The sequence below is a fragment of the Pseudomonas sp. GB2N2 genome (assembly GCF_054897705.1).
On sequence record NZ_CM142701.1, the window covers coordinates 565,061 to 585,837 of the forward strand.

The 20,777-nt window shown below is 60.7% G+C and carries 21 protein-coding genes and 1 pseudogene; 12 read left to right on the forward strand and 10 right to left on the reverse strand.

All coding sequences use genetic code 11. The features are described 5' to 3' along the window. Window positions 1-27: 27 nt before the first annotated feature. Window positions 28-1,269 (reverse strand): annotated as a pseudogene (locus ACYZT4_RS02515) (methyl-accepting chemotaxis protein); the annotation flags it as partial. A gap of 234 nt (window positions 1,270-1,503) precedes the next feature. On the opposite strand from ACYZT4_RS02515, the gene ACYZT4_RS02520 reads away from it, so the two are divergent. After that, complete coding sequence (locus ACYZT4_RS02520) at window positions 1,504-2,823, forward strand: Na+/H+ antiporter family protein (protein WP_461988526.1); 1,320 nt, start codon at window positions 1,504-1,506, stop codon at window positions 2,821-2,823. Between the two features lie 127 nt (window positions 2,824-2,950). Continuing rightward, entirely contained in the window at window positions 2,951-4,633 is a 1,683-nt protein-coding gene (locus ACYZT4_RS02525) for a methyl-accepting chemotaxis protein (protein WP_461984976.1), read from the forward strand. 129 nt (window positions 4,634-4,762) lie between these two features. Here the strand turns inward: ACYZT4_RS02525 and ACYZT4_RS02530 are convergent, their stop codons facing one another. Beyond that, window positions 4,763-5,698: a LysR family transcriptional regulator gene (locus tag ACYZT4_RS02530; RefSeq protein WP_461984978.1), complete on the reverse strand. Its 936-nt coding sequence runs from the start codon at window positions 5,696-5,698 to the stop codon at window positions 4,763-4,765. A 119-nt stretch (window positions 5,699-5,817) separates the two neighbouring features. On the opposite strand from ACYZT4_RS02530, the gene ACYZT4_RS02535 reads away from it, so the two are divergent. The 3 genes from ACYZT4_RS02535 to ACYZT4_RS02545 all read left to right on the forward strand — a co-directional run bounded on the left by ACYZT4_RS02535 (window position 5,818) and on the right by ACYZT4_RS02545 (window position 6,996). Next, window positions 5,818-6,303, forward strand: a complete 486-nt coding sequence (locus ACYZT4_RS02535; protein ID WP_461984980.1) for a DMT family transporter — start codon at window positions 5,818-5,820, stop codon at window positions 6,301-6,303. Further along, on the forward strand, window positions 6,303-6,758 hold the full coding sequence (locus ACYZT4_RS02540) for a DMT family transporter (protein WP_461984982.1): 456 nt from the start codon (window positions 6,303-6,305) through the stop codon (window positions 6,756-6,758). The genes ACYZT4_RS02535 and ACYZT4_RS02540 overlap by 1 nt, the downstream gene beginning before the upstream one ends. Window positions 6,759-6,831: 73 nt before the next feature. After that, window positions 6,832-6,996 (forward strand): metallothionein, encoded by a 165-nt coding sequence (locus ACYZT4_RS02545; protein ID WP_461984984.1) that lies wholly within the window; start codon window positions 6,832-6,834, stop codon window positions 6,994-6,996. A gap of 113 nt (window positions 6,997-7,109) precedes the next feature. Here the strand turns inward: ACYZT4_RS02545 and ACYZT4_RS02550 are convergent, their stop codons facing one another. Next, on the reverse strand, window positions 7,110-7,337 hold the full coding sequence (locus ACYZT4_RS02550; protein WP_461984986.1) for a DUF6555 family protein: 228 nt from the start codon (window positions 7,335-7,337) through the stop codon (window positions 7,110-7,112). Window positions 7,338-7,482: 145 nt separating this feature from the next. Between ACYZT4_RS02550 and ACYZT4_RS02555 the strand changes: the two genes are divergently transcribed. From ACYZT4_RS02555 to ACYZT4_RS02565, 3 genes are all read left to right on the forward strand, one after another. Next, window positions 7,483-8,253: an AraC family transcriptional regulator gene (locus ACYZT4_RS02555; RefSeq protein WP_461984987.1), complete on the forward strand. Its 771-nt coding sequence runs from the start codon at window positions 7,483-7,485 to the stop codon at window positions 8,251-8,253. Window positions 8,254-8,362: 109 nt separating this feature from the next. Next, window positions 8,363-8,536, forward strand: a complete 174-nt coding sequence (locus ACYZT4_RS02560) for a DUF1427 family protein (RefSeq protein WP_081744004.1) — start codon at window positions 8,363-8,365, stop codon at window positions 8,534-8,536. 30 nt (window positions 8,537-8,566) lie between these two features. Beyond that, on the forward strand, window positions 8,567-9,523 hold the full coding sequence (locus ACYZT4_RS02565) for a quinone oxidoreductase family protein (protein ID WP_461984989.1): 957 nt from the start codon (window positions 8,567-8,569) through the stop codon (window positions 9,521-9,523). 33 nt (window positions 9,524-9,556) lie between these two features. On the opposite strand, the gene ACYZT4_RS02570 is transcribed toward ACYZT4_RS02565, so the two are convergent. Then, window positions 9,557-10,231 carry a histidine phosphatase family protein gene (locus ACYZT4_RS02570; RefSeq protein ID WP_461984991.1) on the reverse strand — a complete coding sequence of 225 codons (675 nt, stop codon included), beginning with the start codon at window positions 10,229-10,231 and terminating at the stop codon, window positions 9,557-9,559. A 373-nt stretch (window positions 10,232-10,604) separates the two neighbouring features. Between ACYZT4_RS02570 and ACYZT4_RS02575 the strand changes: the two genes are divergently transcribed. Next, window positions 10,605-11,315: a glutathione S-transferase family protein gene (locus ACYZT4_RS02575; RefSeq protein ID WP_461984992.1), complete on the forward strand. Its 711-nt coding sequence runs from the start codon at window positions 10,605-10,607 to the stop codon at window positions 11,313-11,315. A 53-nt stretch (window positions 11,316-11,368) separates the two neighbouring features. Here ACYZT4_RS02575 and ACYZT4_RS02580 read toward each other — a convergent pair whose 3' ends face one another. Further along, window positions 11,369-12,904, reverse strand: a complete 1,536-nt coding sequence (locus ACYZT4_RS02580) for an FAD-dependent oxidoreductase (RefSeq protein WP_461984993.1) — start codon at window positions 12,902-12,904, stop codon at window positions 11,369-11,371. 248 nt (window positions 12,905-13,152) lie between these two features. Here ACYZT4_RS02580 and ACYZT4_RS02585 point away from each other — a divergent pair, with 248 nt between their 5' ends. Beyond that, window positions 13,153-14,247, forward strand: a complete 1,095-nt coding sequence (locus ACYZT4_RS02585) for a DUF1615 domain-containing protein (protein WP_461984995.1) — start codon at window positions 13,153-13,155, stop codon at window positions 14,245-14,247. A gap of 201 nt (window positions 14,248-14,448) precedes the next feature. Here the strand turns inward: ACYZT4_RS02585 and ACYZT4_RS02590 are convergent, their stop codons facing one another. The 3 genes from ACYZT4_RS02590 to ACYZT4_RS02600 all read right to left on the reverse strand — a co-directional run bounded on the left by ACYZT4_RS02590 (window position 14,449) and on the right by ACYZT4_RS02600 (window position 16,389). Further along, on the reverse strand, window positions 14,449-15,168 hold the full coding sequence (locus ACYZT4_RS02590) for an anti-sigma factor (RefSeq protein ID WP_461984997.1): 720 nt from the start codon (window positions 15,166-15,168) through the stop codon (window positions 14,449-14,451). Then, entirely contained in the window at window positions 15,165-15,692 is a 528-nt protein-coding gene (locus ACYZT4_RS02595) for a sigma-70 family RNA polymerase sigma factor (protein WP_461984999.1), read from the reverse strand. Before ACYZT4_RS02595 ends, ACYZT4_RS02590 begins: the two co-directional genes overlap by 4 nt. A gap of 175 nt (window positions 15,693-15,867) precedes the next feature. Then, window positions 15,868-16,389: a DUF3455 domain-containing protein gene (locus tag ACYZT4_RS02600; RefSeq protein ID WP_461985001.1), complete on the reverse strand. Its 522-nt coding sequence runs from the start codon at window positions 16,387-16,389 to the stop codon at window positions 15,868-15,870. Between the two features lie 156 nt (window positions 16,390-16,545). On the opposite strand from ACYZT4_RS02600, the gene ACYZT4_RS02605 reads away from it, so the two are divergent. Next, window positions 16,546-17,169 (forward strand): glutathione S-transferase N-terminal domain-containing protein, encoded by a 624-nt coding sequence (locus ACYZT4_RS02605; protein ID WP_461985003.1) that lies wholly within the window; start codon window positions 16,546-16,548, stop codon window positions 17,167-17,169. Between the two features lie 34 nt (window positions 17,170-17,203). On the opposite strand, the gene ACYZT4_RS02610 is transcribed toward ACYZT4_RS02605, so the two are convergent. Beyond that, window positions 17,204-17,644 (reverse strand): CBS domain-containing protein, encoded by a 441-nt coding sequence (locus ACYZT4_RS02610; protein ID WP_461985006.1) that lies wholly within the window; start codon window positions 17,642-17,644, stop codon window positions 17,204-17,206. A gap of 319 nt (window positions 17,645-17,963) precedes the next feature. On the opposite strand from ACYZT4_RS02610, the gene ACYZT4_RS02615 reads away from it, so the two are divergent. Continuing rightward, window positions 17,964-20,324 (forward strand): DNA polymerase II, encoded by a 2,361-nt coding sequence (locus tag ACYZT4_RS02615; protein WP_461988528.1) that lies wholly within the window; start codon window positions 17,964-17,966, stop codon window positions 20,322-20,324. Here ACYZT4_RS02615 and ACYZT4_RS02620 read toward each other — a convergent pair. Continuing rightward, complete coding sequence (locus ACYZT4_RS02620) at window positions 20,289-20,759, reverse strand: DUF1810 domain-containing protein (protein WP_461985008.1); 471 nt, start codon at window positions 20,757-20,759, stop codon at window positions 20,289-20,291. The two genes, ACYZT4_RS02615 and ACYZT4_RS02620, sit on opposite strands and share 36 nt — an antisense overlap. Window positions 20,760-20,777: the final 18 nt, after the last annotated feature.

The following is a 20,777-nucleotide window of genomic DNA, read 5'->3' on the forward strand; positions in this document are numbered from 1 at the left end:
GGCCAACTGACCCAGTTCGTCCTGTTTGTCATAGGCCAGCCGGCGCGTCAGATCCCCTTCACCGCTGGCGATGTCTTCGAGCATGTGCGCCACACCGAGAATCGGTTTGGTCACGCTGCGTGCCATCAACCACACCAGCAACAGGCCGATCAGCGCGGCCAGCACGCCGAGGCCGAGTTCTACCAGGCTGCCAGCGGTGTTGCTGTCGTCGAGTTGTTTTTTCAGTGCTTCAGCCGGGCCGACCAGGACTTTCTCCGGCACATCGAGCAAAACGCCCCACGACTTGCCGCCGGGAATCGGCTGGAACGGCGACAGCACTTTCAACTGATGCTCGCTGTGCAGGCTCGCGGTTTTGCCGCTGGCGGCGAGCATGCGAATCAGCTCGGCGCCGCTGGTGGTGTCCACCGCATCCAGGCGCTTGCTGAGTTTGCTGGCGTCCGGGCTGTAGCCAGCGAGCAAACCGGCGGGGCTGATAATGCTGACGTTGGTCTGGCCGTCGTAGAGCTTCTTGCTCGCGCCCTTGCTGATCGCCTGCAAGCTGTTCAGGTTGATATCCACCGAGAGCGACGCAATGACTTTGCCATTGAGCATCAACGGGAACACGATGCTGGTCATCAGCACGTTCTGGCCGTCGATCACATAGAAGTAGGGTTCGATCACGCAGGGCTTGAGCGAGGTGCGCGGGCAAGTGAACCAGGCGTTGGCAGCCTCGCCGCTGGGGCCGGCGCTGGTGTCGGCCATGTCGCTTTCGGGCAGCGCCATCGACGTCACTTTGCCGGGAGTGGGTTGCGACCAGTACAGGGCGAAACGGCCCTTGTCGTTACTGCCCAGCTCCGCCTGGCCGGCGAACAGTTCGTCCTTGCCATCCAGCGCATTGGGTTCGAACACCAGCGACAGGCCGAGCAATTCCGGGTTGGCTTGCAGCGCTGATTTCACCTGACGCGTCAGGTCTTCACGCAGGTCGAAGGCGTCGAGAAAGCGCTTTTCCGCCTGATCGCGCAGGAACAGCACCTGACGCGAAAAGCCATGGCCATATTGATAGGCGTCCATGAACTGCTGGCGAATCACCAGCGCCTGGTTCTCGCCCTGGGATTCGATGCGCGCCTGGGCGGCTTCGTTGAGCATCTCCATGCTCGAGGCTTTCACCAGCGCGGAGCTGTGCTCCATGCGATACAGCGAAAGACCTACCAGCAAGGTCACGACACCCGCCAGGCACAGCCCGGCCAGCAGGGTGATTTTCCATTGGATGGAAAGTTGTCTGAGCGACATGGAGACGTCCTTTATTCGATTTATATCTGAGACTTTGCACTATAACGGCCCGAAAGAAGCGTTCTTGAGCTGAAAGCTGCAAGCCACCGCGAAAACGCTTACAGCTTGAGGCTTGCAGCTTGTCGCTGCTTCATTCAAAGTGCGCGCCCTCTAATAAAACCCATTCCCTGATCCGCTGGTATCTCTTCGCAGATTGCCGGCCGGACTCTTTTCGCTTGCCTTGAGGTAACAATGATTAATGCTGTAATTGCCGCGGTCGGCGTCATGCTGCTGCTCAGCCTGTCCCGCGTGCACGTTGTGATTGCGCTGATTATTGGCGCCTTAGTGGGCGGTTTGACCGGTGGCCTGGGCATCGACGCGACGCTGCAAGCCTTTAATAGCGGCCTCGGCGGTGGGGCTACGGTGGCCTTGTCCTACGCCTTGCTTGGCGCCTTCGCGGTGGCGATCGCCAAGTCCGGCCTGGCCCATGCGCTGGCGGACAAAGCCCTGGCCATGGTGGACCGCCAGCACGCCAGTGGTGGCGGTTCGGTCAAATGGTTGCTGATCGGTCTGCTGTGGGTGGTGGCCATCGCTTCACAGAATATCCTGCCGATACATATCGCCTTCATTCCGTTGCTGGTGCCGCCGCTTTTATATGTGCTGACGAAGCTGCAACTGGATCGCCGGTTGATCGCCTGCGTCATGACGTTTGGCCTGATCACGCCGTACATGGTGTTCCCGGTTGGTTTCGGCAATATCTTCCTCAACCAGATTTTGCTGGCCAACGTCAGCAAAGCCGGCGTAGACATCAGCCAGATCAACGTCATGCACGCCATGGCGATTCCGGCGATGGGCATGGTCTTCGGATTATTGGTCGCGGTGTTTTTCAGCTACCGCAAAAAGCGTATCTACGACCTGGAGAAGATCGAACAAGTCGAACAGGTCAGCGTTGCCTATAACCCGATGACCCTCGGCGTTGCTGGCCTGGCGATTGCGGCAGCGTTCATCATTCAGTTGCTGCTGGATTCGATGATCATCGGCGCGTTGGCCGGGTTTCTGATCTTTTCGGTGTCGGGCATCGTCAAGTGGCGTGAAACCGACGATTTGTTTACCGAAGGCATGAAGATGATGGCGATGATCGGCTTCATCATGATCGCCGCTTCAGGGTTCGCCGAAGTGCTGAAGGCTACGGGCCAGGTGCGAACGCTGGTTGAAAGTGCGGCGGCGTGGATCGATCACAGTCAGGCCATCGGCGCATTGCTGATGTTGCTGGTGGGGTTGATGGTGACCATCGGCATCGGTTCGTCGTTCTCCACTGTGCCTATTCTGGCGGCGATTTTTGTGCCGTTGTGCGTGCAACTGGGGTTCAGCCCGATGGCGATTGTCTGCATTGTCGGCACGGCTGGGGCATTGGGTGACACCGGTTCGCCAGCCTCTGATTCGACCCTCGGCCCGACGTCCGGCCTGAACATCGACGGCCAGCATCACCATATCTGGGACACCGTGGTCCCGACCTTCCTGCACTACAACCTGCCGCTGCTGGCGTTCGGCTGGGTGGCCGCGATGGTTCTCTGATCCCATCCTTCCCAGTGATGGCGCCTGTGACGTTGCCATCGCCGGCAAGCCGGACTCCTACAGTTTTACGTTGGCGTGCCGTTAAAGCCTTTAACCACGCCAAATAAAATCGAAAGAGTGAACCGTCATGCGCCTGAGCCTGAAGGCTAAAGTCCTGTCCCTTGCCGTTCTCCCGGTGTTGCTCTTTGCGCTGATCATCAGTTTGACCACGTTGTTCGTTCTGCAGGAGCAGGCTCACAAGGAGGTCGAAGAGACGCGCCAACGCCTGCTCAGCGATGCCAAGGCCACGCTGCAAAGTTACGTGACCGTGGCCATGACCGCGATCAAACCGCTCTACGACGCTGCCGCTCCGGGCGATGATGCGGCGCGGGCGCAAGTGATCAAATTGCTGTCGAGCATCAGCTACGGCAAGGAAGGTTACTTCTTCGGCTACGACTCCAACACTGTGCGCCTGTTCAAGGCCAACAGCCCCGAAGGCGTGGGCCAGAGCTTCAAGGACAACCGTGATCCGAACGGTGTCTACGTCAACCGCGACCTGGTGAAAGTCGCCAGGGACGGCACGCACTACCTGCAATACAGCTCGCCATTGCCGGGCAACAGCCAGGTGCTGGTGCCGAAACTCGGCTACACCGAGTACCTGCCGAAGTGGGACATGGCGGTCGGTACCTCGGTCAACCTCGACGGTATCGAAGCCCAGGTGGCGGTGGTTGAAGCCAAGGTCCAGGACCGCATGGAGGGCGTGTTGCTGAGCATCGTCGGCATCGCCGCCGTGGTGCTGCTGGTGATCGCCGCTGCCGGCATGCTGCTGGCCAACACCATTTTGCGTCCGCTGAACCTGATGAAAGCCAACCTTGATGACATCGCGGCGGGCGAGGGCGACCTGACCCGTCGCCTGAGCATCACCAGCCAGGACGAACTCGGCCAGCTTGCGGGCTCGTTCAACCGCTTTGTCGACAAAATCCATGGTCTGGTGCGCCAGATTACTGAAATGACTTCGCAACTGACCGGCCTGGTGAATCAGGTGTCCGATCAGGCTCATCGCTCGGATCAGGCCATGGAACGTCAGCGCCATGAGACCGATCAGGTCGCCACGGCGATCAACGAAATGTCGGCCGCCGCTCAGGAAGTGGCGAAGAGTGCGCAAAACGCCGCCGTCGCTGCCCAGCAGACCGACGAAGAAGGCCAGGCCGCCAAGCGCGTGGTGGCCGGTAGCATCGTCAAGATTCATGCGTTGGTCGACGATATTCGCAGCAGCGGCGTGTCACTCGACAGCCTGCAAAAGGACGTGTCGTCGATTGTCAGCGTGCTCGGGGTGATCCGTTCGATTGCCGAGCAGACGAACCTGTTGGCGCTCAACGCGGCGATTGAAGCCGCCCGGGCTGGTGAGGCCGGTCGTGGCTTTGCGGTGGTGGCCGACGAAGTTCGGGCGCTGGCCAGTCGTACGCAAATCAGCACCCAGGAAATCCAGGGCATGATCGACCGTCTGCAGGCCGGTACGCAGTCGGCGGTGGAAGCGATGCGCCGTTCCAGCGAGGCGGGCGACGGCACCTCTGCGCAGGCCAACCAGGCAGGCGCGTCCCTCGACACCATGGCGCAGCTGATCGGCACCATCAACTCGATGAACGCACAGATCGCCAGCGCCGCCGAAGAGCAGACCGCCGTGGCCGAAGAAATCAACCGCAGCGTGCATCAGATCGCGGTGGCCGTGGACACTGTGGCCGACGAAACCCAACTCGGCGCCCAGACGTCGCGCAGCCTGGCGGATCTCGGTCAGCGGTTGGGCAGCCTGGTAGGCCAGTTCCGCATTTAAGGTTCAGGTACAGAACCTGTGGGAGCGGGTTTGCTCGCGAAAGCGGTGTTTCAGGTAACACAGCTGTCGCCTGACACCCCGCTTTCGCGAGCAAGCCCGCTCCCACAGTGAATCGTGGTGTGGCGGGTATTAGGGTCTATCCCAATACGGCACCGCGCCGAAACACTCGACGAAGAAATCAATCACCGTTCGCACCTTCACCGATAACCGTCGGCTCCCGGGCCAGAGCACAGCGATCTGCTGCGGTTCGAGGCTGTTGGACACTTGATAGTCCCTCAGCACCGGCACCAGCGTGCCGCTGCGCACCGCTTCGCCAATCAGCCATGACGGAAACATCACCAGGCCCAGACCCTGTTCGGCGGCCTGGGTCAGGGTGTCGGCGTGGTTGCCGGTGATCGGTCCTCTTACCGAGTAGGGCGTCCAGTCCTGCTGCTCCTGACGGAAAAACCAGCGTTGCAGACCGGTGACGCCCTTGTAGGCCAGGCATTGATGGTTCGCGAGGTCTTCGGGACGTTGCGGTGTGCCGTGGCGTTTCAGATAAGCCGGGCTCGCCGCGACTTGAAAACGATGGGGCGCCAGAATGCGCGCCTGCATGCTCGAGTCGTGCAGCGGGCCGATGCGAAACAGCAGGTCGGCGCCTTCCTGCAGCGGATCGACGTAGCTGTCGGTCTGCTGGATATCCAGTTGCAGTTTGGGATAACGCTCGCACAGCCGACCGAGCCAAGGTGTCAGGTGCCGTTGCCCGAACACCACCGGAGCGTTGATCCGCACCAGTCCGCTGGGTTCGCTTTGCTGTTCCTGCAAGGCTTGTTCGGCTTCCTCCAGTTGTACCAGCACCAATCGCGCATGGTGGCCGAGCATGCGCCCGGCCTCAGTGGGCGTCACCGCGCGCGTGTGGCGGTAAAGCAATTGCTGATTCAACGCCTGTTCCATCAACTGGATTTGCCGGGAAATTGAAGAGGGCGCGAGGCCTTCGCGGCGGGCGACTTCGGAAAAACTGCCGTGGTCGAGCACCGCGACAAACAGTCGAAGCGCCTTGAATCCGAGTTCGTTGAGGCCGTGCATGGCGAATCCTGCTGTGCGAGTTGCGCAAAAGTGTTGTCAGGATGCTCCCATTTATTGCAAAGCAGTGCCAGCCGATAATGCACGCCACCCAACGCGTACTCCATTACACAGGTAATCCAATGCAATCTTCTTCAATCGACATCGCCGCCGCTCCGGCGAGCAACCCCGGTTTGCGGCTGTTGCTGCTGCCATTGGTGATCCTCGCTGGCATGGGCCTTTCCGTGGAGGCCGGCTTGCTCGGGCCGCTGGGCGTGCAGGTCGGGCACTTGTGGGCGACCTTGAGCATCTTCGGCGTCGGCTCGGCGATTCTGTTTTTGCTGCTGTTGTTCAGCGGCCCGCGACAAGGTCCGGCATTGAGCGAGTTGCCGCGCTGGCAATTGATCGGCGGCTTCCTCGGGCCGATGTACGTGGTGGTATTGACCCTGGCCACGCCCCAGATCGGCATCGCGATGACGATGATTGCGATTCTCTCCGGGCAGGTCGGTAAAAGCGTGTTGATCGACCACTTTGGCTGGTTCGGCGCCACTCGGAAAAAGGTCAACGGTGAACGCTGGCTCGCTTTGCTGCTGATTGTCGCTGCACTTGTTTTGATTGCGCGGGGTTGATGATGAATCTGATTATTTTGTTGGCGGTGGTCGTGGCCGCCGGTGCGGTATTGAGTGTTCAAGCCGCGATCAATGGGCGTTTGGGTGAAACGGTCGGTGTGCTGCGCAGCAGTTTGCTGACGTTTGTGGTGGGCGCCGTGAGCACCGGATTACTCATCCTGTTTTTCGAGCCGGCGCATGCCGTGACGCTGCTGGACGTGCCGAAATGGCAACTCGGCGGCGCGTTGTTCGGCGTGGTTTACATGATGGTCATGGTCGGTGCGGTGCCACGGGTCGGCACGGCGGTGGCGACGGTCGCGGTGATCGTCGGCCAATTGGGCATGGGGATGCTGATCGATAACTTCGGCTGGCTGGGCAACCCGGCGATCGAGTTGTCCGGGAGCCGGATACTGGCGATGTTCTTGCTCGGGTTGGCGCTGGTGTTCATGTATCGCAGCAGCACCCGACAGGTCTGACGCCGTTCTCCTACACTGGTGGGACGGGTTGAAACTTCAACCCCTGACCACCACCACCCCAGGAGTCAGACTCATGATCGATAGCGAAAGTACCTGCGACTGCCCGAAATGCTCGTGCAAACTGGGCCAGCATCCGATCGCGCGCCACGGCAAACATTATTGCTGCGAGGCGTGTGCCAAGCACCACGAACACGGCGAAGAGTGTACGGGCAAAGGCTGCAAGTGCAGCCATGGCTAACTGTGGAGCGAGCCTGCTCACGATGGACGTTAACGACGACGCAATTTTTCTGGTTTAACGCGTCGTTTCCGAATCCATCGCGAGCATGCTCGCTCCCACAGAGGATGTGGGGGTTAACCCGCTGGCCGCCACGTGACGTTCTCCACGCCGAACTTCTCTGCCATCGGCTTGCTGGTCTTCTGCACCTTCTCCCGGCCAAAACGCGGAATCCGGCCCACGCCGGCGTCACAGCTCGCCCAATGCCAGGCTTCTGCATTATCCATCTTGTCCAGACGGATGATGAATGACTTGGGGTCGCCATGAAGGGTGTATTCAATGACGAAAAGTTTTGCGTTGTTCATAAAGCCCGTATTCCTCCCTGTGGTAATAGAAGGATCGTCGCGGGTACGGAAAATTCAGTCGGATTGTCAGACGGCTGTCGCCAGTGGCGACACGGCGCGCGGCTGGTTACCATGGCGTCTCGCAAAACCCCAGTGATTATTGACCATGGCCCTTGCCGCACCCCCCGACCTGAGTGACACCGATGTGCCCGTGCAACCGCTGGCGCGCACCTACCCGCGCGGGAAGTACATCGAGCCTCACGAGCATATCTGGGGCCAGTTGCTGTATGCCATGAGCGGGGTGATGTGGGTCGAAACGCCGCATGAGGCGCTGGTGGTGCCGCCGCAACGGGCGGTGTGGTTGCCACCGGGCGTGCCTCACGGAATTCGCGTGGTGTCGGATTTGCAGATGCGCAATATCTACCTGCGACCTGCATTGGCGGCGACGTTGGACACGACGGTTCAGGTGATCGAAGTCGGCGGCTTGCTGCGCGAGTTGATCGTCGGGCTGGTGGCGCAGCGTGACGACGGTGCGCCGGAGTATTACGACGCGCTGGTCGGGCTGGCGCTGCTGGAACTGCGACGGGCCAAACGTTCGCTGTTGAAAATCCCTTTGCCGGACGACTCCGACCGGCGTCTGATGAGCCTGTGTCAGGCGGTCATGGCCGCGCCGTCGCTGGACATTTCCTTCGAGCAACACGCGCAAAACTCCGGCGCCAGCGTGCGCACCCTGGCGCGGCTGTTCAAGGACGGTTTGGGCATGGGCTTCGCCGAATGGCGGCGCCAGGTGCAACTGGCGACGGCGGCGGCCGAGTTGATTCAGGGCGTGGCCGTCAGCACGATTGCCCGGGAACTGGGCTATTCACCGAGCAGCTTCAGCGACATGTTCCGCCGGGAGCTGGGCGTCGCTCCTTCGCAATTCTGCACGACCCTGTAGGAGCGAGCGTTTTCAGGCGTTTTGGCCGAAATTCAGAAGCACTTGGCCGATGCTCGCCGTTGCCGGCCTCTAGACTTCAGGCATTCCTCAATTGCCCACGGAGTCTTCCATGAGCTACCTCATCTCGCTGGTCATCGGTCTGGGCGTCGGTCTGCTCTACGGCGCACTGGATTTTCGTTCTCCCGCCCCCCCGGCCATCGCACTGGTGGGCCTGCTGGGCATGCTCGCCGGTGAAAAGCTGTGGCCCATGGGCCGGCAACTGGTCGCTGGCTGGATCTCCTGAATCTTCTTCCCCTGTTGGATGGACACTCCCATGAAAGCATTGCAGTTCGATAAAACCGGCGACCTCTCGGCCCTGCGCTACGTCGAGGTACCGACTCCGGTTGCTGGCGCTGATGAAGTGCTGGTGCAGATCAAGGCCGCCGGCCTCAACCCCAGCGATGTAAAGAACGTGCTCGGACGTTTTCCCTACACCACGTTGCCGCGAATTCCCGGTCGAGATTTTGCCGGCGTCGTGGTTGAAGGCCCGCCAGCGTTGATCGGCCAGGAAGTCTGGGGTACCGGCCGTGAACTGGGATTTTTCGCCGACGGTTCCCATGCGCAATTCGTCAAGTTGCCGGCCAACGGCGTCGCGCTCAAACCGACGCACCTGAGCTTCGCCCAAGCCGCCAGCCTCGGCGTGCCTTACACCACCGCGTGGGATGCACTGGAGCGCAGCCTCGTGACCGCGCAAACGCGGTTGCTGGTGATTGGCGGCGGGGCGGTTGGCAGTGCGGCGCTGGCGCTGGCCAAAGTCCGTGGCGCTCAGGTACTGGCGGCGGCGCGGCGTCCCGAGCAGGTCAAGGACTTGCAGGCTCAGGGCTATCAGACCCTGCAACTGGATAAACCCGAAGACCTGGGCGCGCAAGTGAACGCGGTCTACAGCGGCGGCGCCGATGTGATTTTCGACACCACCGGGTTCTGGCTGCCAGCCTCGGTCGCGGCACTGGCGGCGTTCGGCCGCATCGCGATCATCGCCGCGCCAGCGGATGGTCACGTGCAACTGCCGGCGCTGGCGTTGTATCGCAAGGGCGGTTCAGTGGTGGGAATCAATTCGTTGCTTTATGGCGTGCAGGCATGTGCGGCGATGCTCGATCAGTTCGGCAAGTTCTTCGATCAGGAACGCTTGCCGCTGCCACAAGGGTTGTTCGAATCGCCGTTGTCGGAGGGGCTGGAGCGCTATGCCGAAGTGAATCAGGGCAGTGGCGACAAGGTGATTCTGCTGCCGTAAGCCCTGATGCAGGAGCCCGCTTGCAGGGTCGTACTAGGTCGGGCAGGTTTCCCGCCCGTTATCCAGACCCTGCTTGTAGCTGTGGCTCTGCAGACTGGCTTTGCCGTTGTGCCAGGTCAGCGTGAGCACGTACAGCGAGTCGAAGTCGCTGGAGTCCCAGTCATCGGTGATGTTCTGTTTCTCGCCGACGGCTTCGCCCGCCACCTTGTTGATCAGCTCGGGCAGGTAGCCGTGCGACCAGGCGGTGTAGATCACCGAGTTGTGGTACTTGTCGTGAAGCAACTCATCGGCCAGATCGCTGGTGTCGTTGGCCGAGAACTTGATGTTCACCGGCAAACCGAGCTTGATCGCGCTGGGGCTGATGGTCATCAGCGGACGAATGTAGCTGTAGGAATTATCCAGCTCGCCTTCCTCGACATTGCGCGTCGGGTTGGCGGCAAACACGTAGTTGGCCTTGCCGAATTTTTCCGGGAGCACGGTCGCCAGATCGATGGCGCGGTTCAGTCCCTGGCAGTTCAGTTGGCCAAGGCCACCCTCGGGTTTCTCGGCGTGGCGCAGGAACACCAGCGTCTGGGTGCCGTCAGTCGGTTGGGCACGGCTTTCACGCACTTCCAGCGTCAGAAAGATCGCGCTGACTGCCAGCAGGGTAGGTAGCAAGATGTAGGCGCGATGCTTGAAGTAGTTGGCGAATTTCAAAAAGTTCGTCATTGGGATAAAGAGTCTTCAGCGCATTCGGTTAAGGCTGACAAACCTCTGCACCTGGCGCTACCGGCGCCGGGTGTTTTCCATGTCGTAAAGCCGGTCCGTCTACGAAACGGCAGTTCCTCAGAGTCCCCTGAGGCCCGTTTGGTTCGATATCGGCGAAGTGCGCAGCAATGTACCGACAACCTTGAACGGGTTGGAGCAAAGGTTATCGACAGCATGTTGCGGAATTGTGGACACAGTACAGGTTGAGGCGCTCGCCAGGGCTGGATTCGCATGATCTTGTTTATCAGCGATGTTGATAGCGACAAAAGATCGCAGCGTGGGGCCGCTCCTGCACTATGATCTTCGTTCTGATTTTCCTCTCTGGATGCTTTCGATGACTGATTTGTCTGCGTTCCCCATCACTGAAAAATGGCCAGCCCAATACCCCGAGTGGATTCAGCTCTACTCGTTGCCGACCCCCAACGGCGTCAAGGTTTCGATCATGCTCGAAGAGATCGGCCTGCCCTACGAACCGCATCGCGTGGGCTTCGAGACCAACGATCAACTGTCGCCTGAATTCCTGTCGCTGAACCCCAACAACAAGATCCCGGCAATCCTCGACCCCCACGGTCCGGAGGACCAGCCACTGCCGCTGTTCGAGTCCGGGGCGATTCTGATCTACCTCGCCGACAAGAGCGGGCAATTGCTGGCGCAGGAATCGGCGGCGCGTTACGAGACAATCCAGTGGCTGATGTTTCAGATGGGCGGCATCGGGCCGATGTTTGGCCAACTTGGCTTTTTCAACAAATTCGCCGGCAAGGATTACGAAGACAAGCGGCCACGGGATCGCTACGTCGATGAAAGCAAACGCTTGCTCAAAGTGCTCGACGGCCGTCTGCAAGGGCGCGACTGGATCATGGGCGAGCGCTACACCATCGCCGACATCGCGACGTTTCCGTGGGTGCGCAACCTCATCGGCTTCTATGAAGCGGGCGATCTGGTCGGTATCAAGGATTTCCCCAACGTCACCCGAGTGCTGGAGCGCTTTCTTGCACGGCCGGCGGTCATCCGTGGTCTGGAAATTCCAAAACCCGTCACCAATTGACAACAATCCTGTGGGAGCGGGTCTGCGCGTTCCCACAGGAACATGTGTCGGCTTCAAGGTCCGGTGAAAAACACCCGCATCCCATGATCGCGCAAATACCGTTCGATCACCTTCGGATCGGAACTCGACTCGGCAATCGCTACATAAGTATCCGGGCGCAACAGGTAAAACCCGTTGCGCCCCAGGCCTGCCGACTCGAACGCCGGGCGCCAGTCGAAGACATGCAACGGCAAGTGATGTTCGTGGCACCAGGCGATCATCTCGTCGCTGGTGTCGCCGTACACATGCACTTGCCAGTGCGGGCACTTCAGCGATTCGAAATTATCCCCTTCACCGTCATGCGCCCACGGCAACCGGTCGCCGCCGTGCACGTGGCCGGCAACGCCGCTGCTGAGCGGCATGCCGCGATAATTCAGGGTGATCTGCGACACCGTGCGAAAGAGGAATTCCCGGGACCTCTCGAACGAGGCCATTTTTGGCAGGAGGAAAGGCGCCAATCGAGTGCGCAGCAAGTCGGCAAAGCGTCCTTCGGCGGTGACGAAACTGAACACCCGGTCGGTGGTGGCGACCAATTTGCGGGCGAACGCGATGCGCTCGGTTTCATAAGTGTCGAGCAGATGCGCGGCCGCACCGCCGCTTAACACGGCCGCCAGTTTCCAGGCGAGGTTGATCGCATCGCCAATCCCGGTGTTCATGCCTTGGCCGCCCACCGGGCTGTGAACGTGGGCCGCGTCGCCCAGCAAAAACGCGCGCCCACCGCGAAAGTGATCGGCCACCCGATGATGTACGCGGTAGGTCGAGAACCAGTTCACCTGTTCGATCTGCACCTTCAGGTGGTCGATGGCGTGACGGCTGACGTCTTCAAATTGCAGCGATTCGGCCTGCTCGGCGCGTTCGTCACGGACCGTTCCGATCAGCCTTGCGCGACCTTCACCCGCCAATGGAAAAACCGCGAGAAAATCGGCTTCATCGAGATCGACGTGCAGTTCGCCATTGATCGCCGGCCCGCTGGCCTGCACGTCGGCGACGTAGAAAATCTGTTGGTAAGTCCCACCGGGGAATCCGGTGTCGAGGGCTTTGCGCACGGTTGACCGCGCACCGTCGCACCCAGCGAGGTAACACGCCTGGCAGGTTTCCTGCTGACCATCGGGCAGGCGCAAACGGGCGGTGATGCCGTCGCCGGTTTCCTCGAAACTTTCCAGTTCGGTGCTGCGCTCGACTTTGACGCCGAAGGCTTCGAGGCGTTGGATCAGCAAGTGTTCGTGCTGGTCCTGGGGGAATATTTCGAGGAATGCGTAAGGTGTCAGCCCTTCACCGACGCGGGTGAGCGGCAAGTGCGCCACGGGTTCGCCCCTGACCCAGAAGTTGGCGGCCGCTACGCGATGGCCGTTCTGGATCACTGTCTCGGTCAGGTCGAGCTGGCGATACAATTCCAGCGTCCGCGCCTGCACGGCCAGCGCCCGCGAGGTGGTGCCGGGGGCCGATGTCTTGTCGAGTATCCGCACGCTGAGCCCCAGTTTGCTCAGCCACAGCGCCAACACCAGGCCGGTGGGGCCAGCGCCGATGATCAGAACGTCGCTACGGTTCATCAGCGGTCTCCGCGTTTTTGTCGGGGTTAGTATGGTTCAGCCGTGGCCGACTGGCTGGCTGGCTGCTGAACGGGAGCGATTGGGGGCATATCCGCCATCTCTCAAAAAATGGATATGTACCCCCAACCCCAACAACCCGCAAGCAATGCCCGCCCGCAAACGGAACAGCACATCCTCAACACAGTCATACCCAGCACCATGCCATTGATCGTATGGTAATCCCGGTTCAACGGATCTGATGGAGCACCATGCAAGCCAATCGATTGATCATCAGCGTCGCAGCGCTATTGGCACTGGCCGGTTGCGCAACCCCGCGCACCCAGGAACCCCCGGCGCGAAAACCCGATGAGGTCAAAACCGAGATCGTCCATTTGCTCCCGGCCAAAACCGTCGATCGCCAGGGCTGGGCTACGGACATTTATGCGGCGTTTGCCGCGCAGAATATTGACCCCTCCACACAAAACCTCTGTTCCGTCCTCGCCGTCGCCGAGCAAGAGTCGACCTTTCAAGTCGACCCGCCGGTGCCGGGCCTCGGCAAGATTGCCCGGGATGAAATCGACCGTCGTGCGGCCAAGGTCCACGTCCCCGGTTTGTTGGTGAGTGCCGCACTGCAGGTGCGCTCCAGCAACGGCAAAAGTTTCAGCGAACGTCTCAGCGCAGCGCGCAGTGAGAAGGAACTCAGCGCGATCTTCGATGACTTCATCGGTATGGTGCCTATGGGCCAGACACTGTTCGGTGGCTTCAACCCGGTGCACACGGGTGGCCCGATGCAGGTCAGCATCGAGTTCGCCGAACAACAGGCGCGCAATTATCCCTACCCGGTGGACGGCACGATTCGCCATGAAGTATTCAGTCGTCGCGGTGGGATGTATTTCGGCATCGCTCATTTGCTTGGTTATCCGGTGAGCTATCAACAACCGCTGTACCGTTTCGCCGATTTCAACGCCGGTTGGTACGCGAGCCGTAATGCTGCGTTCCAGAACGCGCTGAGTCGCGCCTCTGGGATTGCGTTGGCGCTGGACGGCGATCTGGTGCCCTACGATTCGATCATGCCCGGCACCACTGAACTGGCGGTGCGAACCCTCGGCAAGCGCTTGGACATGCGCAATCCGACGATCCACGACCAACTGCAGAAGGGAAAAAGCCTCGAATTCGAGGACACCGAGCTTTATAAGCGGGTTTTCGAGCTGGCCGAACAGGCCGAAGGCCGCGCGTTGCCTCGGGCGGTGTTGCCGGGGATTGTGCTGCAGAGCCCAAAGATCACCCGCAAACTCACGACGGCGTGGTTTGCCAAACGCGTGGACGAGCGGTATCAGCGCTGCATGGCGCGGGCGGGGAAATGACCGGTTTCAAAGAGGCAAAAAGGCGGGAGGCGAATACCACTGCAGGAGCGAGCATGCTCGCGAAAAACGTCCAGATAACGCGTTCATTCAGGCTGTAAGCGTCATCGTAAACGTCCATCGCGAGCAAGCTCGCTCCTACAGGGTTTTATAGCCATGCTCATGCCGCGCGGCGGTCGATCAGACGGTCGGAGGGTGGCCGCATCAGATCACTTTCACTGCGCGTCCGATGAACTGGATCGGCCCGGTGGGCTTGCCAATCGGCGAGCCGTTGGGGTTTTCCAGGGTCAGTTCGAACAGCTGGTTTTGCTCCAGGGGCGGCAGCTTGTCCAGCGGCACCGACAGGGTTTGCCCCGGTTTCACCAGGCCCAGCGACACCGGTCCTTGCCAGCCATCACCCTTGGTCCAGAACTCCAGCGCCTTGTCCGCCGGAACCTGCGCGACACCCAGCGGGATCAACTGGATTTCCCGGGGATTGCTCGCCTGAATTACCCAGCCCGGCGCTTGGTTCTGCGGCGCCACCAACACCACCAGATAAGTCGGTTTGACCGTGGCTTGCGTCAGCAGCATCGCGCCGAGCAGCAGAGTCGCCGCCAGCCCCGCCCCGGCCAGCCCGCGCCACAGCGGCAGCAGGTTCCACCAGGATGACCGCTCGACCGTTGACGGCGCAGGTTGTCGGCCCAGCGCGTTGATGCTGCGCTCGATGCGTTGCCACAGATGCGACGATGGCGTTTGAGGCTCGGCGAGGTCAGTCAGACCGAGCAAACGGCGCTCCCAGGTGTCGACCGCCGTGCGCAGTTGCGCATCGTTGTGCAGACGCTGCTGAACTACGCTGCGCCGTTCCGCCGAGAGCGTGCCCAGCACGTATTCGCTGGCCAGTTCATCGCGTTCGTCCGGGGTTTCATCGGCAGGTCTGGTGGTCATCCCATGCACTCCCGCAAGGCTGTCAGGCTCCGTTTGATCCAGGCTTTGACGGTGCCCAGCGGGGTACCGAGTTTGTGTGAAATCTGCGCGTGGGAATACCCGTCGACGTAGGCATGCAGGATGCACGTGCGCCTTGCGGGTTCAAGCTGTTCCAGGCACAGGTGAATGCGTGAGGAGTGGACCTGGGCATCGAAGGTTTCAGCGTCGTTGTACACGTCGATTTCGCCCTGAATCTCGCGGCTGTGGTCGCGGATGAAATTGAGCGCCAGATGCCGCGTCACGCTGAACATCCAGCCCCGCGCCGATCCCCGCGCCGGGTCGAAACCGGCGGCCCCTGCCCAGATTTTGAGGAACGCATCGTGGACGATGTCTTCGGCCAGCGCGGTATCGCGCACCAGACGTTTGGCCACGCCGAGCAGCCGCGGGCTTTCCTGCACATATAAATCCCGCAGGGCCTGACGCTCGCCCCGGCCACAGGCGGCGAGGTGAGCTTCATAGTCGAAAATGGGTTCGGGCAAGGACACAGATCTCAGCCGTTATGTGGGGCATACAGCATGCAATCTAGCAAACAATCCAGATCCCTGTAGGAGCGAGCCTGCTCGCGATGGACGTTAACGATAACGCGTGCATCCTGAATGAACGCGTTGCCTGGAAGTCCTTCGCGAGCAGGCTCGCTCCTACAGGGGGGTTACGTAAGGATCAGCTCGCCGCCCAGAAAATATAATCCGCCTGATATTTCACCACTTCCTGCTTGCCCTTGTTGGCCGTTGTGCACTCGGCGCTGGGGGCCACGCCGCCCTTGAGCGCCACGCGCTGGATGTAAATCACGCCGCTCATCGCGCCTTTGCCCTCGGCCGGGTTGGCCTTGACCAGTTGATAGGGCAGGTTGCCAGGGCTCGACGGTGCGACGGCCAGTTGGGTGCCGGTGACTTTCGAGCCATCCTTCGCTTGCCAGGTTGCCGGTGGGCCGAAGTAGGTGCCAACCTGTTTGCCGCTGCGATCGTTGAGCACCGCTTTGGGGCCGACAAAAATCCATTCGGTCTGCCCGGCGGCGTTGGCCTTGTCGCGGCATTCGTAAGTGATCTCGCCGACCCCGGTGGTTTCCAGGGCGACCTTGTGCCCGTCAGGCACTTTGATGCTGTCGGGCAGGTTGGTCTGGGCAAAGGCCGCAGGAACGGCGGTAAGCAAACCGGCAAGGCAAATCAATTGTCTGGCGTTCATGAAAATCTCTCCGTTTATGAGTAATTCGCGCGCAGCAACAGGAGCTGCTAAAGGTACTACCCGTCGGAAAGCGATTTGGATGCAGTGCTAAAAAAAGAAATTTTCAGGCACCGCCGGCGTCAGCTGCTACAAAGAGAGCACGCAAAGGAGGTGTTTATGTACCAGCTCTTCGGACACAAGAACTCCGGCGCCGCCGCGATCGAAGCCGCGTTGGAACTCTGCGAGATTCCTTACCGTTTCATCGATGTCGAGGCGTCGGCGGAGGCGGCCAGCGCCCTGGAGAAACTCAACCCGCTGAAGCAGATCCCGACCCTGCAACTGCCCGATGGCAGCATTCTCACCGAGAGTGCGGCGATCCTGATTCACCTCGGGTTGACGTTTCCCACGTCGCGGTTGCTGCCGGACAACGCCGGCGAACGCGATCAAGCGGTCCGGGGAATGGCCTTTATCGTCAGCAATTGTTACGCGGCGATCGGCATTATCGACTATCCGGAGCGCTGGCTGGCCGTGGCGGACAAATCTTCCAGAGACAACCTCGTGGCCGGTGCGCGCGCGCGACTGCACTGGAGTTGGGAGGTGTTTGCCGATCAGTTTTCCGGCGAGTTGTACTTGGGGGAGGAAACGCCCGGAGCGCTGGATGTGCTGGCGGCGGTGATCACGCGGTGGGCCGGTAGCCGGGAACATTTGCGCGGCGCTCGCCCGGGTTTTTTCGCCTGGCTGGAGCGCATCGACCGGCACCCGACGCTGGCACCGGTGTTTGCGCGGCATTGGCCGGCCTGAGGTACACCGCAATAACAATTGCGGTGTGTTCGGGTTATTCGCCGCGGATGTACTGCTCCAGCTGCCGGATCAGTTCAGCCTGTTCGGCGATCGCTTCCTTGACCAGGTCGCCGATCGACAGCAAGCCGAGCAGCTGGCCGTTATCCACCACCGGCAAGTGGCGCAGGCGTCTGTCGGACATGATGCCCAGGCAGGTGTCGACGGTCTGGCTGGAATCCACGGTGATCACCGGGGATGCCATGATGTCGCGCACCGGCGTGCCTACGGAAGAGCGGCCATGCAGCACCAGTTTGCGCGCGTAATCGCGTTCACTGATGATCCCCAGCACTTCGTCATTCTCCACCACCAGCAGGGCACCGACGTTCTTCTCGGCCATCTTCATCAGCGCTTCGAGCACCATGTGATCCGGCTTGATCTGATGCACTTCCTGATTTTTCTGATCTTTCAACTTGAGCAGTTGGGCGACGGTTTTCATGGTGGCTTCTCGGGTGTTGTCGTTGTCCTTGAAGAATCGTAGACGCAGGCGCTGAGGGCAAGGGACAAAGCGGCAGATAACGTGCAAAAAATGCCATTCGGCGGTTTTTCTTCGATAAACCTCACATTTCGAACACACCACTGACCTTGTCGGAGTGAGCCTGCTCGCGAAGGCAGTGTGTCAGTCCAAAAATAATCGCCTGACACACTGCCTTCGCGAGCAGGCTCACTCCTACAGGGGCGGCGGCGTATTTCAGAGAGCGCCATCACCTTCAATGCCGCGTAGAATCGCGCTCTACATCGAATTCGAGGTTGCAGTGGTGGATTTACAGCGGGGCTTCGTCCTGACGCGGCATTGGCGCGATACCCCGACCGGGACGGAAGTCGAGTTCTGGCTGGCGACCGACAACGGTCCCCGGCGTATCCGCCTGCCTTATCAAACGTCGGTGGCGTTCATTCCGGCCGGGCAGCGCGAGCAGGCAGAGCAGGTGTTGCACGGCGAAAAGAACGTCGAGTTGAAACCCCTGTCCCTGGTGGATTTCGAGCATCGCCCGGTGCTCGGCCTGTATTGCCGGCAGCACGGCCAATTGATCCGATTGGAAACCGCACTGCGCAAGGCCGGGGTCGAGCTGTTCGAGGGCGATGTGCGACCGCCGGAGCGCTACATGATGGAGCGCTTCATCACCGCGCCGGTGATGTTCGGTGGCACGCCGAATGCCGAAGGCCTGCTGCTCGACGCACAGATGAAACCCGATCCGGATTACCGACCCAATCTCCGGCTGGTGTCCCTGGACATCGAAACCACCGCGCAAGGCGATCTGTATTCCATCGCGCTGGAAGGCTGTGGCGAGCGTCAGGTGTACATGCTCGGACCGCCCAATGGCGACGACAACGAGGTGGATTTCCAACTCGAATACTGCGCGTCGCGAACCCTGCTGCTGAAACGCCTCAACGAATGGTTCGCCCGGCATGACCCTGACGCGATCATTGGCTGGAACGTCGTGCAGTTCGACCTGCGCGTGCTGCACGAACACGCACGGCGCTTGGCGGTCCCGCTGAAACTGGGGCGTGGTGGTGAAGAAATGCAGTGGCGCGAGCACGGCAGTCGTAACCACTATTTCGCCTCGGCCGCCGGGCGCCTGATTATCGACGGCATCGAATCCCTGCGCTCGGCGACCTGGAGCTTTCCTTCGTTCAGCCTGGAAAACGTCGCGCAAACCCTGCTTGGCGAGGGCAAGGCGATCAGTACGCCGTACCAGCGAATGGACGAAATCAACCGCATGTTCGCCGAGGACAAACCGGCCCTGGCCACATACAACCTCAAGGACTGCAAACTGGTCACGCGGATTTTCGCCAAGACCGAGTTGTTGACGTTCCTGCTGGAGCGAGCCAGCGTCACGGGTTTGCCAGCGGATCGCAGCGGCGGTTCAGTGGCGGCGTTCACTCACCTGTACATGCCGCTGATGCACCGCCAAGGTTTCGTCGCGCCCAACCTCGGCACCAAACCGGCGCAGGCCAGCCCCGGCGGATTTGTCATGGATTCGCAGCCTGGTCTGTACGAATCGGTGCTGGTGCTCGACTACAAAAGCCTTTATCCATCGATCATCCGCACGTTCCTCATCGACCCGGTGGGCCTGATCGAGGGCTTGCAGCACCCTGAAGACAGCGAGTCTGTGCCAGGCTTTCGCGGGGCACGTTTTTCCAGAACCCGGCATTGCCTGCCTGCCATCGTCGCCCGGGTCGCCGAGGGCCGCGAAACCGCCAAACGCGAACACAACGCGCCGTTGTCCCAAGCGTTGAAAATCATCATGAACGCCTTCTACGGCGTGCTCGGTTCCAGCGGCTGCCGCTTTTTCGATACACGCCTGGCCTCGTCGATCACCTTGCGCGGCCACGAAATCATGCTGCGCACCCGCCAATTGATCGAAGCCCAGGGGCACACGGTGATCTACGGCGACACCGACTCGACGTTCGTGTGGCTGCGCCGTGCCCACGGTCAGCGGGAAGCGGCGGACATCGGCCACGCGCTGGTGGACCACGTCAACCAGTGGTGGCGCGAGCATGTGCGGGACGAATACGGGCTGGAAAGCGCGCTGGAATTGCAGTTCGAAATCCACTACAAACGCTTTTTGATGCCGACGATCCGTGGCGCGGAGGAGGGCAGCAAGAAGCGTTATGCCGGACTGGTGACCCGTGCCGACGGCAGCGATGAGATGGTCTACAAAGGTCTGGAAACCGTGCGCACCGACTGGTCGCTGCTGGCCCGGCAATTCCAGCAAGAGCTGTATTCACGGATCTTCCATCGTCAGCCTTATCAGGAGTATGTGCGCGAGTACGTGCGCAAAACCCTGGCGGGGGAGTTCGATGATCGTCTGATCTACCGCAAGCGCCTGCGTCGAACCCTGGATGACTACGAGCGTAATGTGCCGCCGCATGTGCGCGCGGCGCGGATCGCTGATGACTATAACGACCAGCAGGGCCGTCCGCGGCAATACCAGAATGGCGGCTGGATCAGCTATGTGATCACCGTCGCCGGGCCCGAGCCGCTGGAAATCCGCAGTGCGCCCATCGATTACGACCACTACGTCAGTCGGCAGCTGCAACCGGTAGCAGATGCGATCCTGCCGTTCGTGGACGACGATTTCTCAACCCTGATTGGGGGGCAGTTGGGCCTGTTTTGAGTCCAGCAGCGTCAGCGTCCATTCATCGGGAATGCCATGGCAGTAACGTTCGAGCGCTTGGTGGTACAGGCTGTGTGGCGGGGAAAATTGCGCGAACAGGGACATCGACGAATGGAATTTCACATCATCCGGATGACCGAAGATTTCGCCGATGGAGCGCTGCTGGATATTCAGCACCAATTGCGTGCAGGTGCGCAGCCTTGCGCCCAGCAGTGCATGGTCGAGGTAAGCCATCGCTTCCTCGCCGGAGCGAATGGCGAAGCGCCGGGACATTTCGCTGCCGCCCAGACCGGACAATTGCGGAAAGATGAACCACATCCAGTGACTGCGCTTATGGCCCGCGCCGAGTTCGTTTTGCACACGCTCTAACACCGGATCCTGCGCCTGGACAAAGCGCTGCAGATTAAAAGCGTCGAGCTGATCGGTGCTTCTCATGAGAAGCCCTCTGACAGA

What these genes read in the sequence shown, in the direction of transcription:
- ACYZT4_RS02570 (WP_461984991.1), bottom strand. Translation starts at nt 10,231, where the DNA reads ATGACGAACTTTTTGAAATTCGCCAACTACTTCAAGCATCGCGCCTAC.
- ACYZT4_RS02585 (WP_461984995.1), top strand. Translation starts at nt 13,153, where the DNA reads ATGCAAGCCAATCGATTGATCATCAGCGTCGCAGCGCTATTGGCACTG.
- ACYZT4_RS02525 (WP_461984976.1), top strand. Translation starts at nt 2,951, where the DNA reads ATGCGCCTGAGCCTGAAGGCTAAAGTCCTGTCCCTTGCCGTTCTCCCG.
- ACYZT4_RS02565 (WP_461984989.1), top strand. Translation starts at nt 8,567, where the DNA reads ATGAAAGCATTGCAGTTCGATAAAACCGGCGACCTCTCGGCCCTGCGC.
- ACYZT4_RS02545 (WP_461984984.1), top strand. Translation starts at nt 6,832, where the DNA reads ATGATCGATAGCGAAAGTACCTGCGACTGCCCGAAATGCTCGTGCAAA.
- ACYZT4_RS02610 (WP_461985006.1), bottom strand. Translation starts at nt 17,644, where the DNA reads ATGAAAACCGTCGCCCAACTGCTCAAGTTGAAAGATCAGAAAAATCAG.
- ACYZT4_RS02575 (WP_461984992.1), top strand. Translation starts at nt 10,605, where the DNA reads ATGACTGATTTGTCTGCGTTCCCCATCACTGAAAAATGGCCAGCCCAA.
- ACYZT4_RS02560 (WP_081744004.1), top strand. Translation starts at nt 8,363, where the DNA reads ATGAGCTACCTCATCTCGCTGGTCATCGGTCTGGGCGTCGGTCTGCTC.
- ACYZT4_RS02600 (WP_461985001.1), bottom strand. Translation starts at nt 16,389, where the DNA reads ATGAACGCCAGACAATTGATTTGCCTTGCCGGTTTGCTTACCGCCGTT.
- ACYZT4_RS02605 (WP_461985003.1), top strand. Translation starts at nt 16,546, where the DNA reads ATGTACCAGCTCTTCGGACACAAGAACTCCGGCGCCGCCGCGATCGAA.
- ACYZT4_RS02540 (WP_461984982.1), top strand. Translation starts at nt 6,303, where the DNA reads ATGATGAATCTGATTATTTTGTTGGCGGTGGTCGTGGCCGCCGGTGCG.
- ACYZT4_RS02580 (WP_461984993.1), bottom strand. Translation starts at nt 12,904, where the DNA reads ATGAACCGTAGCGACGTTCTGATCATCGGCGCTGGCCCCACCGGCCTG.
- ACYZT4_RS02535 (WP_461984980.1), top strand. Translation starts at nt 5,818, where the DNA reads ATGCAATCTTCTTCAATCGACATCGCCGCCGCTCCGGCGAGCAACCCC.
- ACYZT4_RS02620 (WP_461985008.1), bottom strand. Translation starts at nt 20,759, where the DNA reads ATGAGAAGCACCGATCAGCTCGACGCTTTTAATCTGCAGCGCTTTGTC.
- ACYZT4_RS02590 (WP_461984997.1), bottom strand. Translation starts at nt 15,168, where the DNA reads ATGACCACCAGACCTGCCGATGAAACCCCGGACGAACGCGATGAACTG.
- ACYZT4_RS02530 (WP_461984978.1), bottom strand. Translation starts at nt 5,698, where the DNA reads ATGCACGGCCTCAACGAACTCGGATTCAAGGCGCTTCGACTGTTTGTC.
- ACYZT4_RS02555 (WP_461984987.1), top strand. Translation starts at nt 7,483, where the DNA reads ATGGCCCTTGCCGCACCCCCCGACCTGAGTGACACCGATGTGCCCGTG.
- ACYZT4_RS02550 (WP_461984986.1), bottom strand. Translation starts at nt 7,337, where the DNA reads ATGAACAACGCAAAACTTTTCGTCATTGAATACACCCTTCATGGCGAC.